Here is a 16750-nt window from a genome sequence, read left to right as displayed (position 1 = left end):
ACGGCTTCCCACTATATGAAAATAGATATTGAACGTGAACGTACGAATATGCATAAGCGGGCAACGAGAGGAGAGGTCTGATGCTGCCGAAGATCAAGCATGTTCGCGCCTTCGTCGCGCGGGGTGCCGGTGCCGATTACCACGACCAGGGCGCGGGCCACTGGATCGACGACCATATCGCGACGCCGATGAGCCGTTACCCGGAATATCGCCAGTCGCGGCAGAGCTTCGGCATCAACGTGCTGGGTACGCTGGTCGTCGAGATCGAGGCGGAGGACGGCACGATCGGCTTCGCGGTCACGACCGGCGGCGAGCCCGCCTGCTACATCGTCGAGAAGCATTTGGCGCGCTTCCTCGAGGGGCGCAGCCCGACCGAATACGAGAAGATCTGGGACCAGATGTACTTCTCGACCCAATATTACGGGCGCAAGGGGCTGGTCATCAACGCGATCTCGGGCGTCGACCTGGCGCTGTGGGACCTGCTGGGCAAGCTGCGGCAGGAGCCGGTGTACCATCTGCTCGGCGGCGCGGTGCGCGACGAACTGCAATTCTACGCCACTGGCGCGCGGCCCGATATTGCCAAGGAGCTGGGCTTCATCGGCGGCAAGATGCCGCTGCATCATGGCCCCGCCGAGGGGATCGAGGGTCTCAAGAAGAATATCGCCGAACTGGCCGACATGCGGGCGAAGGTCGGCCCCGATTTCTGGCTGATGTGGGATTGCTGGATGGCGCTCGACGTCGACTATGCGACCCGTCTTGCCATCGCCGCGCACGAACACGGCCTGAAATGGATCGAGGAGGCGATCAGCCCCGACGATTACTGGGGCTATCAGCAGCTGAAGCGCAACGTGCCCAAGGGCATGCTGGTGACGACTGGCGAGCATGAGGCGACCCGCTGGGGCTTCCGCATGCTGATGGAGATGGACTGCTGCGACATCATCCAGCCCGATGTGGGCTGGTGCGGCGGCGTCACCGAACTCCTCAAGATCAGCGCGTTGGCCGATGCGCAGGGCAAGATGGTCGTGCCGCACGGCTCCAGCGTCTACAGCTATCACTTCGTCGTGACGCGCCACAATTCGCCGTTCGCCGAATTCCTGATGATGCACCCCGGCCCGACCGAGATCGTGCCGATGTTCGCGCCGCAGCTGCTGGGCGAGCCGGTGCCGCAGGCCGGTCGCATCCGGGCGAGCGCGCTCGACAAGCCCGGTTTCGGTGTCGAGCTGAACGCCGACGTGCCCCTTCACCGCCCCTATACCCACTGAGGACCCGACCCATGAAGCTCTGTCGCTTTGGCCAGCCCGGCCAGGAGAAACCCGGCATCGTCGACGCCGACGGCGCGATCCGCGACCTGTCCGGCGTGGTGGCCGACCTGACGATCGAAACGCTGCCGCAGGCGCTGGCCGCCGATGCCGCCGCGCTGCCGGTGGTGGAGGGGGCACCGCGTTACGGTGTGCCGCTGAAGGGGATCGGCAAGATCGTCGCGATCGGCCTCAACTATCGTGACCACGCGATCGAATCGAACCTGCCGATCCCGACCGAGCCGATGATGTTCATGAAGGCGCTGTCGAGCCTGTCCGGCCCGAACGACGACGTGATGCTGCCCAAGGGCTCGACGCATGGCGACTGGGAAGTCGAGCTGGGCGTCGTCATCGGCAAGACCTGCCGCTATGTCGACCGCGCCGAGGCGCTGGATCATGTCGCGGGCTATGTGCTGGTCAACGACGTGTCGGAGCGGTTCAACCAGAAGCAGCGCGGCACGCAATGGTCGAAGGGGAAGGGGCATGACACCTTCTGCCCGACCGGCCCCTGGCTGGTGACGCCCGATGAAGTAGGCGACCCGCAGGACTTGGACATGTCGCTCGACGTCAATGGCGAACGTATGCAGACCGGCAACACGAAGACGATGATCTTCCCGGTCGACGAGCTGATCGCCTATGTCAGCGAATATATCACGCTGGAGCCCGGCGATCTGCTCATCACCGGCACCCCGCCGGGCGTCGGCGAGGGCAAGAAGCCCGAGGCCATCTATCTGAAGGCGGGCGACACGATGGCGCTGTCGATCGAGAAGCTGGGCACCCAGTCGCAGTCGGTCGTCGCGTGGCGGCACCCGCGCACCGGAGCATCGGCATGAGCGCCTATGCGGGACGGTTCGCCGGTCGCGCCGCGATCATTACCGGCGGCGCCTCCGGGCTGGGCAAGGAGGTCGCGCGGCGGATCGTCGCCGAGGGGGGCAAGGTCGCTCTGTGGGACCTGAATGCCGAGGCGCTGGAACGCGCCCGAAGCGAAGTCGGCGCAAGCCATGTCGTGGCGCTGAACGTCGCGGAGCTGGGCGAGGTCGAGGCCGCGTTCGCAGCCAGCAAGGACGCGCTGGGCCAGGTGGACATTCTGGTCTGCTCGGCCGGGATCACGGGGGCGACTGCGCCCGTCCATGAATATCCGGTGCAAAGCTGGCTGAACGTCATGAGCGTCAATGTCGACGGCCTGTTCTATTGCAACCGGACGGTCGTGCCGCTGATGCTCGAACAGGGCTATGGCCGGATCGTCAACGTCGCCTCCGTCGCGGGCAAGGAGGGCAATCCCAATGCCAGCGCCTATTCGGCGTCGAAGGCGGCGGTGATCGGCTTCACCAAGTCGCTGGGCAAGGAGCTGGCGGGCAAGGGCGTGATCGCCAATGCGCTGACGCCCGCGACCTTCGAGAGCCCGATCCTGGAGCAGCTGCCGCAAAGCCAGGTCGATTATATGCGCTCGAAGATCCCGATGGGCCGCCTGGGCCTGGTCGAGGAATCGGCGGCGATGGTCTGCTTCATGGCCAGCGAGGAGTGCAGCTTCACCACGGCGGCGACCTTCGACACGTCGGGTGGTCGCACCACCTTCTGAACATGGCCGCGCGACCCGGAATACCGGGCGGCGGAAGGAGAGGATCATGCACGACGTTCCGTTCGTCGATGCCCATGTCCATTTCTGGGATCTGGCGCATCTCCGTTACCCCTGGCTCCAACCGCCCTTCGCCGATGACGGCCCCAACGGGTCGGTCGAGCGCATCGCACGCACCTATCTGCCCGGCGACTACCGGGCCGAGGCGGCGGGGTGGAAGGTCGTCGGCGCGGTGCATGTCGATGCCGGGGCCGATCCCGACGACGCGCTGGCCGAGACGCGGTGGCTGGAGGGGCTGGCGGCCGGGACGGGCCTGCCCGACGCCATCATCGCCTTTGCCGACCTGTCCGACCCCCATGTCGACGGGCTGCTGGCGCGTCATGCCGAACACGGGCGGGTGCGCGGCATTCGCCATATCGTCAACTGGCATCCCGATCCGCAACGCAGCTATACCGCGGTCGACCTGACGCGCACCGATCGCTGGGCGGCCGGGTTCGCGCGACTGGCCGACCATGGCCTGTCCTTCGACCTGCAATGCTATCCGGCGCAGATGATCGCCGTCGCGCGGATCGCGCAGCGCCATCCCGACGTGCCGGTCATGGTCAACCATCTCGGCATGCCGGTGCTGACCGATCCCGAAGGGCTCGCCGACTGGCGCCGCGGCATGGCGGCGCTGGCGCGGTTGCCGCAGGTGTCGGTCAAGCTGTCGGGCGTCGGCTTCATCCGCCGCGACTGGGACGCCGCGCTGGTGCGCCGGTTCGTCACCGAGACTATCGAAATGTTCGGCGTGACCCGCGTTATGGCCGCCAGCGACTTTCCCACCGACCGGCTGTTCGGCCGCTTCGACGCCGTGATGGGCGCCCTGGCCGAGGCGATCGGCGACCTCACCCCGGCGGAGCGCCGCGCCGTCTGGGGCGGCAATGCCTGCCGCCTCTATCATATCGACCCCGCCATCCTTGGAGACGTGCAATGAAGCCTCCCCAAATCGTCCGCGCCGAGGATGTGTCGCCGCGCGTGCTGCGCACCGCGCTCGCCCTCGCCATCAGCCTCTTCTTCATCTGGGGGCTGGCCTATGGCCTGCTCGACGTCCTCAACAAGCATTTCCAGGACACGCTGCACGTCGGCACCGCCGAGTCGACCTGGCTGCAGATCGCCTATTTCGGCGCCTATCTGGTCGTCAGCCTGCCTGCCGGGCTGCTGCTCCAGCGGCTGGGGTACAAGGCAGGAATCCTGATCGGGCTGGCGGTGACGGCGGCGGGGGCGCTGCTGTTCATTCCGGCGGCCGCGATCGGGCAGTTCGCGCCGTTCGTCGGATCGATGTTCGTCCTCGCCTCGGGCCTCGCCTGCCTGGAGACGGCGGCGGACAGCTATGTCAACGTGCTCGGGCCCGCCGAGGGCGCATCGCGGCGCTTGAACCTGGCGCAGTCGTTCAACGGCCTGGGCACCTTTATCGGCCCGCTGATCGGCGGCACCCTGTTCTTTGCCGAAAGCGGCTCGGCCAGCGGGGGGCATGACAATGTCCGGCTGATCTACGCGGTCATCGGCGCGGCGATCATCGTCTTTGCGCTGTTCGTGTCGCGCGTGACGCTGCCCGAGATCGCCGAGGAGGCGCATAACGCACCCGGCACGAAGGCGACGCTGCGACGGCCGCACTTCATCTACGGCGTGCTGACCCAGGCCATCTATATCGGCGCGCAGGTTGGGATCGGCGCGCTGTTCATCAACGTGGCGATCACGACCTGGAACGGCCTGACGCCCCGTTCGGCCGCCTATCTGCTGTCGCTGGCGTTGGTCACGTACATGCTGGGCCGGTTCGCCTCGACCGCGCTGCTGGCCCGGATCAGCCCGCGCACGCTGCTGACGACGTTCGGCGCGATCAATGTCGTGCTGACGCTGATCGTCGCGGCGGGCATCGACAAGGTGTCGCTGGTGGCGATGGTCGGTGTGTTCTTCTTCATGTCGACCATGTTCCCGACGATCTTCGCGCTGGGCGTGCGCGACCTGGGCAGCGCGGCCAAGCGGGGCGCTTCGTTCATGGTGATGGCGATCGGCGGCGGCGTGCTGCTGCCCTATCCGATGGGGCTGATCGGCGAACGCTTCGGCACCCCTGCGGCCTTCCTGCTGCCCGCCGTCGCCTTCGCGATCGTCGCGCTCTACGGCTGGCGAGGCGCGCGCATCCGATGAGACCAGGCCAGGCGGCAGGCGGCCGCTGGTCGCCCGCCGCCTTGGTCCGCGTGGCATTTCGGCATCACTTTTCAAATTCCTAAGCCTTAATCGTACGCACTCGATCTATTTCGTTGACAGGGGCGGTCCACCGCTTAGGATCGCATCTCATAAAATGAAACGAAATGAGGAGGGGATGATGAAGCTTCGTCGCTTTTGTGCTTCCACGTCGGCCATCGTCCTGGTCGCCGCCTTTGCGGCACCGGCGCTGGCGCAATCCGGTGCGACCACCGGGCAAACGCCGGTCGAGCCGTCGACGACCGCCGATCCCGCATTGAGCGAACAGGCCGTCGGCGACATCATCGTCACCGCCAACAAGCGCGCCGAGCGCCTGCAGGACGTGCCCAAGTCGGTCGACGTCGTGCAGGGCGACACCATCCAGAAGCTCAACCTGCGCAGCTTCGCCGAAATCGACCAGTTGGCGCCGGGCCTCAGCCTGACCGCCAAGGACCCGACGACCAACTCGGTGACCCTGCGCGGCGTCGGGTTCGACCCCAATTCGGGCACGTCGCCGACCGTCGACATCTATTTCAACGAGACCCCGCTCGACGCGAGCAGCGCCTTCCGCGCGCTGTATGACGTCGGCCAGATCGAGGTGCTGCGCGGGCCGCAGGGCACGCTGCGCGGGCGTACGTCGCCGTCGGGCGCGATCACGATCGCGACCCGCCGCGCCGACCTGAACGAGGTCGACGGCTATTTCCAGCAGACGCTGACGACGCAGGCCGGGATCAATTCGCAGGGCGCGGTCAGCGTACCGTTGATTCCCGGCGTGCTCGCCGTCCGCGCCGCGGGGCTGTTCGACCGGAACATCGGCATCGGCGTGCGCAATCTGCGCACCGGCGACCGTGACAGCGACAAGACCGAGAGCGGTCGCCTGAGCGTCGCCTTCCAGCCGACCTCGCAGCTGCATTTCGACCTGACCTACCAGTATCTGAACAACCGGACGCTCACCAGCCCGATGCTGTTCACGCTGCCGGGGCAGACGACGAACCCGATCCTGACGCCCGGCGATCGTTCCGCGCTGGTGACGAAGCCGGGGCGCTACAATTACAAGGGCCATATCGTCAGCCTGGCGGCCGGGCTCGATCTCGGCGGCGTCGCGCTGAACTATATCGGCGGCTACCAGAATATCGACCAGGGGCGCGTCAACGACATCGCCTATGGCGGCAGCATCCCGAATTTTTCGCAGAACCAGTCGTTCCAGACGAACAGCGAGCAGATCTCGCAGGAGCTGCGCCTGACGTCACAGGGCAATCGCTTCTGGAATTTCCTGTTCGGCGGCTATTACGAGCACAGCACGTCGAACACGAATGTCGGACAGGACCAGTATCTGTTCCAGTTCGTGCCGCCGGGCACGCCCGCGCAGTTCGTGCCCAAGCTCGACGTCGGTGTCGTGGTGCCGAGCAAGGTCGATACCTATGCGCTGTTCACCGACCATCGTTTCCAGATCACGGGCCAGGATCAGATCCAGGTCGGTCTGCGCTGGCAGGAAACGAAGGTCCGCACCGACTTCGTCCAGACGCTGAGCGGCGCGTTGCTCGGCCCGAATCCGATCGTCAGCTCGGGCGTCAGCCCCGCGAACCGCGACCGCACCTTCCGCCAGCTGACCGGCGGCGCCAGCTTCCGGCATGAGTTCAGCCGCGACCTGACCGCCTATGCCACCTATGGCCGCTCCTATCGTCCGGGCAGCCTGAACACCACGACGGCCAAGCTGGACGAAAGCCTGCTGGTGACCAAGGCCGAAACCTCGAACAATTACGAGATCGGACTGAAGGGCGCATTCGCCGACCGCAAGGTGCAGTTCACGCTGGCGGTCTATCAGCAGGACTTCAAGAACTACCTGGCCTACACCAACTCCTATCTGGCGGTGTCGACCAACAAGGACGGCGTGGTCGACAACAATGCGGCGTTCACCTTCAACGGCGACGCGCGTATCCGCGGTGTCGAGGGAACGCTGTCGACCCGGATCGGGACGCAGCTGCAACTGGGGCTGAGCGCGACCTACAACGATGCCAAGTTCAAGAACGCGCAGGCGCCGTGCAACGACTTCAACGGCGACGGCATCCCCGACTCGAACGGCGCGCAGCGCGTGCCGGTCGGTCAGAACGTCGCCTTCTGCCGCCTCAACGGCCGCCTGAGCGACCAGGCGCCCTGGGGTGTCAGCGTCAACGCCGAATATCGCGTGCCGGTCAGCGGCAATCGCGAGCTGTTCGTTCGCGGCCTGGCCAATTACGTCCCCAAGCGCGAGGACCCGTTCATCAACGTCAAATATGGCGACCTGTTGAACAACAGCGTCTTCCTGGGCGTGCGCGGGCCCAACGACGCCTATGAATTCTCGGTCTTCGCCAAGAATCTGGCGAATGTCGCGGTGCTGACGACGCGCGGATCGACCCAGGTCGACTATAGCGCCTTCCCGACCGGCTATTCGGTGGGCACCGCGGTTAGGCCGCGCGAATTCGGCCTCAACTTCCGGGTGGGGTTCTGATGATGCGGCGGCAGGCTGTCGCGGGCGTCGCCCTCCTGCTGGCGGGCGCTGCGATGCCTGCCGCCGCACAGGATGCGGGCAATCCCGACCAACGGGCGGCGCGTACGCTGGCGCAGATGACGCCCGAGGAGAAGATCGGCCTTCTCCACGGGCCGATGCCTTCGCTGTTGCCGGTGGCCAAGCGGCCCGCAGGCGTGCCGATCGGGGCGGGGATCATCATGGGGGTGCCGCGCCTGGGCATTCCCAACCTGACCGAGACGGACGCCAGCCTGGGCGTGTCCAACCTCAACGACCTGCGCGAGGGCGATGTCGCGACCGCGATGCCCTCGGGCATGGCGCAGGCGGCGAGCTGGAACCCCGAGCTGCTGCGCGAAGGCGGCGCGATGATCGGCAGCGAGGCGCGCGCCAAGGGCTTCAACACGATGCTCGTCGGCGGCGTGAACCTGGTCCGCGACCCGCGCGCCGGGCGGAACTTCGAATATCTGGGCGAGGACCCGCTGCTGGCGGGCACGCTGGTCGGCGCGCAGATCGCCGGGGTGCAGTCGAACGACATCATCGGCACGATCAAGCATTTCGCGGTCAACGACCTGGAGACGGGGCGCAACGTCCATTCGGTGGTGATGGACGAAGCGACGATGCGCGAAAGCGACCTGCTCGCGTTTCAGATCGGCATGGAAAAGGGGCGCCCGCATTCGGTGATGTGCGCCTATAATCGCGTAAACGGCGATTTCGCCTGCCAGAACGCCTTCCTGCTGAACGATGTGCTGCGCCGCGACTGGGGCTTTCCCGGCTTCGTCATGTCGGACTGGGGGGCGGTGCATTCCAGCGAGGCGATCGTTCACGGCCTCGATCAGCAATCGGGGGAGCAGATCGACGGCAAGCCGTGGTTCTCGACGCTGATGGTCAAGGCGGTCGAAGAGGGCCGCATCCCGCAAAAGGCGGTCGATACCGCCGCGCTGCGTATCCTGCGCAGCATGTATGCCAGCGGCATCGTCGACCACCCGGTCACCGCCGGGGCCCCGATCGACTATGAGGCGCACGGCCTGGTCGCCCGGCGCGCGGCGGAGGAGGGCATCGTCCTGCTCCGCAACGAAGGCGGCGCGCTGCCGCTGACGGCGAATGCACGGCGGATCGCGGTGATCGGCGGTCATGCCGATATCGGCGTCCTGTCGGGTGGCGGGTCCAGCCAGGTCCGGCCGGTCGGCGGCTTCACGCTGGAGGAGCGACAGGTCGGGGCGGGCGTGGCGTCCTTTGCCAAGCGCAGCTATGGCGGCACCGCGCCGCTCGCCGCCTTGAAGGCCGCGCGCCCCGATGCGCAGATCACCTTTGTCGACGGCAACGATCCGGTCGCGGCGGCGGAAGCGGCACGGGCGGCGGACGTGGCGATCGTGTTCGGCGAGAAGTGGTCGACCGAGGCGGCCGACCAGAAGGACCTGTCGCTCGACGGCAATGGCGACGCGCTGATCGCGGCGGTGGCCAAGGCCAATCCGAAGACGATCGTCGTGCTGGAAACCGGCAATCCGGTCGCGATGCCGTGGCAGAAGGACGTGGCCGCCGTGGTCGCGGCCTGGTTCCCCGGACAGCGCGGCGGCGAGGCGATCACACGGGTGCTGACCGGCGCGGTCAACCCGTCGGGTCGCCTGCCCGTCACCTTCCCCGCCAGCCTCGATCAACTGCCTAACCCGGTCCTGCCCGGTGGCGATGCCGGGCCCGCTGACGCGGCCACGCGTGCGACCTATGGCCTGATGGCCAGCGCCAAACCGTTCGAGGTGCATTTCCCGGAAGGCGCGGATGCCGGCTATCGCTGGTTCGCCAGGCGGAATGCGCAGCCGCTCTACGCCTTTGGCTACGGGCTCAGCTATACCAGCTTCCGCTATGGCGGGCTGAAGGTGACGGGCGGACAGCGTCCGACGATCCGCTTCACCGTCACCAACAGCGGCCAGCGGGCGGGGGCGGACGTGCCCCAGGTCTATCTGACCCGTCCGGGCAAGGCGAAGCGGCTGGTGGGTTGGGGCAAGCCCTTCCTGAAGCCGGGCGAGACGCAGACCGTGTCGGTGACGGTCGATCCCCGCGTGATCGGCGACTTCGATACGCGCGCCCAACGCTGGGTCGTGCCCGCCGAGACCGTCGGCATAGAGGTAGCGCGGTCGGCGACCGATCCGGTGCTGAAGGGGACGGTCAAGCTGTCCCGGATGACGCTGAAACCCTGAATTACAGGCCGACCAGCGCGCAATCGGTCGGCCCGCATATTGGAAAGGATGGCACTCATGCCGCTTCGTCACACCCTGCTGGTCGCGCTGATCGCGACCAGCGCCCTGTCCGGAGCGGCGGTGCCAGCCATGGCCCGCGAAGGCGAAGCGTCGCTGGAACAGCGGTTCGCGACGCCGCCCAAGGAGGCGCGCCCGCGCTTCCGCTGGTGGTGGCCGGGCGGCGCGGTGACCGATGCCGAGCTGCAGCGTGAGATCGCGCTGCTCGACGAGGCGGGGTTCGCAGGCGCCGAGATCCAGGCGCTCGGCCCCAATTTCGCGAACCTGTCGCCCGAGGAAAAGGCGCACGTCAACGATTATGCCGAGCTGCCCTTCTTCGCGCATGTCCGCGTCGCGGCGGCGGCGGCCAAGGCGCGGGGGATGGACCTCGACTATACGCTGGGTTCCGCCTGGCCGTCGGGGGGCGGCTTTGCGATCACGCCGGAAAAGGCGTTCGTCGAACTGACCATGGCGCGCACCCAGGTGACGGGCGGCGGCACCGGCCCGGTCAAGGTCGCGATCCCCGCGCGGACCAAGCGGCTGGGCGCGCTGTCGATGTTCGATCCACGGGTGAAGGACCCCAAGGTCGCCGACTGGCCCGCGCGGATGGACGCGCAGGCGGGGATCGTCGCGGTGGTGGCGATGCGCGGCACCGCGCCCGACCTGAAGCCCGCCGGGCCGACCGCCGGGTTCGTTCTCTATCCCTGGGAGGATGTGGTGAAGCCGGGCACGCTGGCCACCGGCGATACGCTGGTCCTCACCGACAGGCTGAAGGCGGACGGCACGCTCGATTGGACCCCGCCGCCCGGCACCTGGCAGGTGTTCGTGTTCAAGCGCTATGCCTCGAATGTGGGCGTGCTGGGGTCGGCGGGGCAGGGGCCGCAACTGATCCTCGATCACATGGACCCGAATGCCTTTGCCGCGCACGCCGCGCGGGTCGGCGATCCGCTGGGCAAGAATCCGGTCGGCATCCGCTCGACCTTTGTCGACAGCCTGGAGCTGATGCAGGACCTGCCCTGGGGGCGGACCTTTCTGGAAGAATTTCGCAAGCGGCGCGGCTATGACCTGACGCCCTATCTGCCCTTCACGCTGCAACCGGGCTGGATGCAGGCCTGGGGCGAGCATTGGTCGCCGCCCTATTTCGACGCGAAGGACACGACCGCCGACCGCGTCCGTGCCGATTATCGCCGCACCGTCTCCGATCTGATGTTCGACGGTTTCCTCAAGCCCTTCGTCGCGTGGAACCACGCGCACGGGCTGAAGGCCAAGTTCCAGGCACATGGCGGCGCGATCGACATCGTGCGCGGTTATGGCATCGTCGACATCCCGGAGACCGAGGACCTCGTCCACGACGGCGACCCCTATTTCATGCGCTTCGCCCGCTCCGGAGCCGATCTGTACGGCCATCCGATCGTGTCGGCGGAAAGTCTGGTCTGGAAGGACCGCCCCTATGACGTGACGCCCGACGAACTGCGTCGCCGCGCCGACCTGATCTTTGCGGGCGGGGTCAACAGCCTGATCCTGCATGGCCATGACTATCGCCTGTCCGATCCGAAATGGCCGGGCTGGCATGCCTTCCAGCCCAGCCCGTTCGGGCTCGGCTTCAGCACGATGTTCACCCAGAGCAATCCGATTTGGAGCGGCGTGCCGACGCTGGCCCGCTATCTCGCCCGGACGCAGGCCGTGTTGCAGCAGGGCACGCCGGTCGTGCCGGTCGCCTATTTCTATGGCCAGACCGGCTATTATGTCGGCATCGAGGATGCGGGTGCGGGCAAGCAGCAGGCGGAAAAGGCGTTCCTCGGCGGCGGCTATGACTTCGACCGGATCAATCCCGATTCCATCGAGGGCGCCCGTGTCGAGGGCCGCATGCTCGTGTCGAAGGGCGGCGCGCGCTACCCGGCGCTGGTCTTGCCGCCGCTCGACGGTATTCGCGCCGAGACCGCGGAACGGATCGCCGGTTTCGCCAAGGCCGGATTGCCCGTGATCTTCACGGACAAGGCGCCGTCACGCGATGAGGGGCTGCACGATGCCGCAGCGCGTGACGCGCGCGTGGTGAAGGCGATCGCGGTGGCGCGTGCCGCTGGCGCGCGGGTCGTGGCGGCGGGCGACGTCGTACCGACGCTGCGCACGCTGGCGATCCCGGCGAACCTGCAATGGACCGGCGGCGATCCGTCCGGCCTGGTCTATGTCCAGCGCAAGGTCGGCAAGCGGCTGGTCACCTTCGTCCACAACCTGGCCGATGCGCCGCGTGATGCGGGAATGGTGTTGCCGGTGACGGGCGGCGTCGCCCGCTGGAACGCGATGGACGGCAGCGTGACGCCGGTCGACGCGCGGGGGGTGCAGGGCGGCACGCGGATCACCCTGCCGCTGGCGGCGGGGGCGAGCGCGCTGCTGGTCAGCGATCCGGCGACGCGTCCCCAGGCCGTCGCCGCACCGTCCGTGCTTGAGCGGCAGCCATTGCCCGCCGATGGCTGGGCGCTGTCGGCGTCGGGGCATAGCGGGCGCGAACCCTATAGCGCGTCGCTGGGCACCGTCTCGCTCGGCGACTGGCGGGCGATGCCGCAACTGGCGCATTTTGCCGGGACGGGCACATATCGCCGCACGATTCGGGTCGAGGCGGGCTGGCTCAAGCCGGGGCAGCGCGTCATGCTCGACCTGGGCGCGGTCCACGACATGGCCATTGTCACCGTCAACGGCTGCACCCTGCCGCCCGCCATCACCGCGCCGTTCCGCATCGATGTCACCAAGGCCGTCCGCGCGGGCGACAACGACCTAGCGATCACGGTGGCGAATACGCCGCAGAACGCGATGATCGACCCCAATGCGGGCGGGTACAAGAATCTGAAGCCGGTGCCCGCCGGGCTGGTCGGCCCCGTCACCCTGGAGATCGAACGATGATCCGCAAATCCCTGTCGTTGGCACTGGTGGCCTCGACCCTTTGCATCGCGCATCCGGCGACCGCGCAGTCGAACGCCAATGGCTGGATCACGCAGGCGGATACCCCCGCGACGGCCAACCCCGTAGTGCTGCATTTCCGCCGTACGATAGACCTGTCGGCCAAGCCATCGCGCTATCCGGTACGCGTGACCGCCGACAATCGGTTCATCCTCTATGTCAACGGCCGCCGGGTCGCGGCGGGGCCGTCGACGGGTGACGTCGCGCATTGGCGGGAAGAAGCGATCGACCTTGCGCCCTATCTGACGCGCGGCCGTAACGTGATCGCAGCGGTGGTGTGGAACGGCGTGAAGCCGCTGAAGCTCCCGCCCGACCCGACGCCTCAGCAACGCCGCAACGCCGAGGGTGCGGCACTGTTCACCCAGACCGCGCCGTCGTTCCAGCAATCGGTCGCGACCGGGTTCCGCCTGGTCGGCGAGGGCGCGGCCAGCGCGATCGCGACCGACCGTCCGGGTTGGCGGGTCCGCCGTGATACCGGGCACGGCTTCGAGAATGGTTGGCGACAGATCATCAAGGGCGGCTGGTATTATGTCGCGGGACAACCCGAGACGATCGACGCCGCCAAGGCCGATTTCGACTGGACCGGCGCGACCGAGCGGGGTGAGGGATGGCAGGATGCGGTCGCCGCGCCCGACGCGGCGCAGCGCACGCTGGTCGCCGATCGCCTGCCGCCGCAGACCTATGCGCCGACCATACCGGGCAAGGTCGTCCGTACCGATCTGGCGGGGGGCGAGGCATTCCCGACCCGCGCCGTCACCGTCCCGGCCAACAGCAAGGTCCGCCTGCTGATCCAGCGCGACGCCATGGTGTCGGCCTATCCCCAGCTCGACGTGAGCAGCGGGGCGGGGGCGAAGGTCACCGTCACCTGGTCCGAGGCGCTGTACGACGCCAATCGCAAGAAGGGCGACCGCGCGCTGATCGGCGATCGCCAGGTGTTCGGCATTCACGACACCTTCCTGCCCGATGGCAACGCCAGGACCTTCCAGTCGCTGTGGTGGCGGACATGGCGGTTCGCGGAGATCGCGGTCGAGACGAAGGACCAGCCCCTGGTCCTGAAGGGGATGCGCGCGTTCGAGACCGGTTATCCGTTCCAGCAGGTCGGGCGCTTTACGGCCGACGATCCGACGCTCAAGCCGATCTTCGACATCGGCTGGCGCACCGCGCGGATCGACGCGCACGAAACCTATATGGACACCGCCTATTGGGAGCAGCTGCAATATGCGGGCGACACCCGGTTGCAGGCGCTGATCTCCTATGCGGTCGGCGGCGACCCGCGCCTCGCCGAACAGGCGATCGACATCTTCGCCAGCTCGGACGTGGAAAACGGCCTGATGGACGGCGCCTATCCCCAGCGGGTGCCCAACGTCATCGCGCCCTTCTCGCTGCTGTGGGTGGGCATGCTCGACGACTGGCGGATGCACCAGCCCGACACGAACGTCCTGCGCCGCAACGTCGCGCGCATGCGCCGCGTGCTCGACTGGTACAAGCCGTGGCAGAAGCCGGACGGCCTGCTGGGCAAGAATCCGCAGTGGAACTTCATCGACTGGGTCGGCCAGCCCGCGACCGACCGCACGCGCTTTCCGTCCTATGACGCGAATGGCGAAAGCTGCCTGATGAGCGTGACGTGGCTGGGCGCGTTGCAGCAGGGCGCGCAGATTGAGGCGGTGGCGGGCGATGCCGCCCATGCCGCCGATGATGCCGCACTCGCGGATCGGGTGAAGGCGGCGATCCGCCAGCGCTGCTGGGTCGCGGGACGCGGGCTGTTCGCCGACAATCCCGATGGCAATGCCTTCAGCCAGCACATGAACGCGCTAGCGATCCTGTACGATGTCGCCACCCCGCAAGAGGCGCGCGGCATCCTCGACCGCATCGTCGCACCCGGCAAGGGGATCGACGCGCCCGAGGGCATGTTCACCACCAGCTATTATTTCGCCTGGTATCTGGCGCAGGCGTTCGTCCATGCCGGGCAGGGCGACCGCTATCTGGCGCTGCTCGACACCTGGCGCGACCTGCTCAAGCTGAACTACACGACCTGGCCCGAGGAACGCGGCGATACGCGCTCGGACAGCCATGCCTGGAGCGCGCATCCGAGCGCCGACCTGCTCGGCATCGTGGCGGGGATCGGGCCGGGCGCGCCGGGCTATGCCTCGGTTCGGGTGGCTCCGGCGCTGGGGACGCTGAAGCAGGTCGATGCCACGGCGGCGACCCCGGCGGGGCCGGTGACGGTGCGCTATCGGATTGCGGGGGGACGCCTGTCGGCGGACATCACGCGCCCGGCGAGCCTGCCGGGGGTCTTCGAATGGGCGGGCCAGCGTTATCCGCTGACCCGCACCACGACGCGGCTGCGCCTGCCGCTCCGCTGAGCGCTGGCGGATCGATTATTGATCGAGCCCCTCCCCTTGCAGGGGAGGGGTTGGGGTGGGGCCTCGCCTTAAACCCCCGGCTTGCGGCAGCGCCCCACCCCCGGCCCCTCCCCTGAAGGGGGGGGCATCTCAAGTCATTTCTTTAGGAACGCTCCTCGTTCCAGACCTGGGCGAAGAACGGATTGCGATCGGCTTCGGCAGCATAGCTGCTCTGGTCGATCATGCAGGTGGGGCACCAATGGCCCCCGCGCAGGTACAGGTTCGGGGTCATCGTGAAGCGATGCCCGGCCGCGCAGTCCCATTCCACCGCGCGATCCGGCGCGACCTCGCCCGTCGCGTGACAATGGCCGCCGCGAAACGCCGCGGCCTGGCGCAGGTCGTCGGCGCGCCACTGGTCGGCGGATTTGCTCTCGTCATAGCCATGATCGAGCAGGATCGGCTCGCGCGAGGGCTGGGCCAGCGGCATCGCGTCCCAGTCGCGCGGCAACGCCTCCCAGGCGGCGCGCGATCCGAAATAGGCGTCGATCTTGGCGGTGTCGTTCTCCGCGAACCAGCGCAGCGATCCGCCCGGCCCCCTGGCCAGTCCTTCGATCCGCCGCCGCACCAGCGAGGGGGCAAGGCGTGGGACCAGCCGCACGATCGCGGGCATGCGGCGGCGTGCCTCGACATGGAAATCGTCGATCGACTGTTCGCGAAACGGCACCAGCGCCTCCAGCCGGTCGGAGTCGGCATACCATTGCCCGTGGAAATTGCGCGTCGCGAACCAGTGCGGGCGCAGGACGGCGCGATATTGCGGCATCGTGGCGGCCATGAATTCATGGTTCACCACCCGCGAACCCGCGCCCCCGCCGATATTGTAGAAACCGCGCCAGAAATGGTCGGGCACTGCATCGTCGCACACCGCCGCCATCAATCGGCCGCTGTCGTTGGCGGTCGACCATTCGAACACGCCGTTGACCGGATTGTGGAACATGATCGGGTCGAACATCCGCCACATGTCGTAATGCGCCATGCCGCTCTGGCGCAGCGAGACCCAGTGGCGGATGCCGCTCTGCGCGACGATCGCCTCGGCCTGGGTCTTGGTGACGGCATAATGGTCATAGGCGCTGATCTTGATCGGATCGCCGGTGCGGCCCCAATGGATCGGCGCGTTGCGGCTGCCGGTCTGGGCGACGGTGCCGATATAGACCAGGCGGACCCGTTCGGCCCCGCCGGTGGCGACGATCGCATCGACGATGTTGCGCGCGCCGCCGACATTGACCTTCGTCACCACGTCCCGCGGCATATTGTCGGCGAGGGGAGAGACCAGGCCGCCGATATGCAGGACCATGTCCGCACCCCGCACTCCCTCCTCGATCGAGGCATAGTCGGTAAGGTCGCCCCAGACGATCGACGCGGTTCCCCGCGCCACCATGGCGCGCACGACGGGGTGATCCTTTTCCTGCGGTCGGACAAGGGCGCGAACCGTCACGTCGTTGCGGGCATGAAGCCGCCGGATCGCCTCCCGCCCCATATTGCCGGTCGCGCCGGTCAGGAATACGATTTTGCGCCCAGAAGTCATCATGCCGCCCCATCCGATTTGTAATCGAACGAATGCGTACTAA

General features: G+C 67.4%; 10 protein-coding genes. 9 read left to right on the top strand and 1 reads right to left on the bottom strand.

Annotated elements, in window-relative coordinates:
• The first annotated feature begins 80 nt into the window (after window positions 1-80).
• From rhmD to AC1GI4_RS08430, 9 genes are all read left to right on the top strand, one after another.
• The gene (gene rhmD / locus AC1GI4_RS08470; protein WP_294275096.1) at window positions 81-1262 is read left to right on the top strand and encodes an L-rhamnonate dehydratase; all 1182 of its coding nucleotides are present in this window, start codon (window positions 81-83) and stop codon (window positions 1260-1262) included.
• An 11-nt stretch (window positions 1263-1273) separates the two neighbouring features.
• Window positions 1274-2131, top strand: coding sequence for a 2,4-didehydro-3-deoxy-L-rhamnonate hydrolase (locus AC1GI4_RS08465; RefSeq protein ID WP_479629224.1), 858 nt, complete (start codon window positions 1274-1276; stop codon window positions 2129-2131).
• Window positions 2128-2877, top strand: coding sequence for an SDR family NAD(P)-dependent oxidoreductase (locus AC1GI4_RS08460; protein WP_294275098.1), 750 nt, complete (start codon window positions 2128-2130; stop codon window positions 2875-2877). The genes AC1GI4_RS08465 and AC1GI4_RS08460 overlap by 4 nt, the downstream gene beginning before the upstream one ends.
• A gap of 46 nt (window positions 2878-2923) precedes the next feature.
• Window positions 2924-3847 (top strand): amidohydrolase family protein, encoded by a 924-nt coding sequence (locus AC1GI4_RS08455; RefSeq protein ID WP_479629223.1) that lies wholly within the window; start codon window positions 2924-2926, stop codon window positions 3845-3847.
• A complete protein-coding gene (locus AC1GI4_RS08450) occupies window positions 3844-5058 on the top strand; it encodes a sugar MFS transporter (protein WP_479629222.1) in 1215 nt (404 codons plus the stop codon). The genes AC1GI4_RS08455 and AC1GI4_RS08450 overlap by 4 nt, the downstream gene beginning before the upstream one ends.
• 178 nt (window positions 5059-5236) lie before the next feature.
• On the top strand, window positions 5237-7582 hold the full coding sequence (locus tag AC1GI4_RS08445) for a TonB-dependent receptor (RefSeq protein WP_479629221.1): 2346 nt from the start codon (window positions 5237-5239) through the stop codon (window positions 7580-7582).
• Window positions 7582-9792 (top strand): glycoside hydrolase family 3 C-terminal domain-containing protein, encoded by a 2211-nt coding sequence (locus AC1GI4_RS08440; RefSeq protein ID WP_479629220.1) that lies wholly within the window; start codon window positions 7582-7584, stop codon window positions 9790-9792. Before AC1GI4_RS08445 ends, AC1GI4_RS08440 begins: the two co-directional genes overlap by 1 nt.
• Window positions 9793-9849: 57 nt before the next feature.
• Window positions 9850-12726 carry a glycosyl hydrolase gene (locus AC1GI4_RS08435; RefSeq protein WP_479629219.1) on the top strand — a complete coding sequence of 959 codons (2877 nt, stop codon included), beginning with the start codon at window positions 9850-9852 and terminating at the stop codon, window positions 12724-12726.
• Entirely contained in the window at window positions 12723-15146 is a 2424-nt protein-coding gene (locus AC1GI4_RS08430) for an alpha-L-rhamnosidase-related protein (RefSeq protein ID WP_479629218.1), read from the top strand. Before AC1GI4_RS08435 ends, AC1GI4_RS08430 begins: the two co-directional genes overlap by 4 nt.
• Before the next feature lie 142 nt (window positions 15147-15288).
• On the opposite strand, the gene AC1GI4_RS08425 is transcribed toward AC1GI4_RS08430, so the two are convergent.
• Window positions 15289-16710, bottom strand: a complete 1422-nt coding sequence (locus AC1GI4_RS08425) for an NAD-dependent epimerase/dehydratase family protein (protein ID WP_479629217.1) — start codon at window positions 16708-16710, stop codon at window positions 15289-15291.
• Between the last annotated feature and the right edge of the window lie 40 nt (window positions 16711-16750).

The organism is Sphingomonas sp. 77B (assembly GCF_056497825.1).
This window is presented reverse-complemented; position numbering and strand designations above follow the sequence as displayed.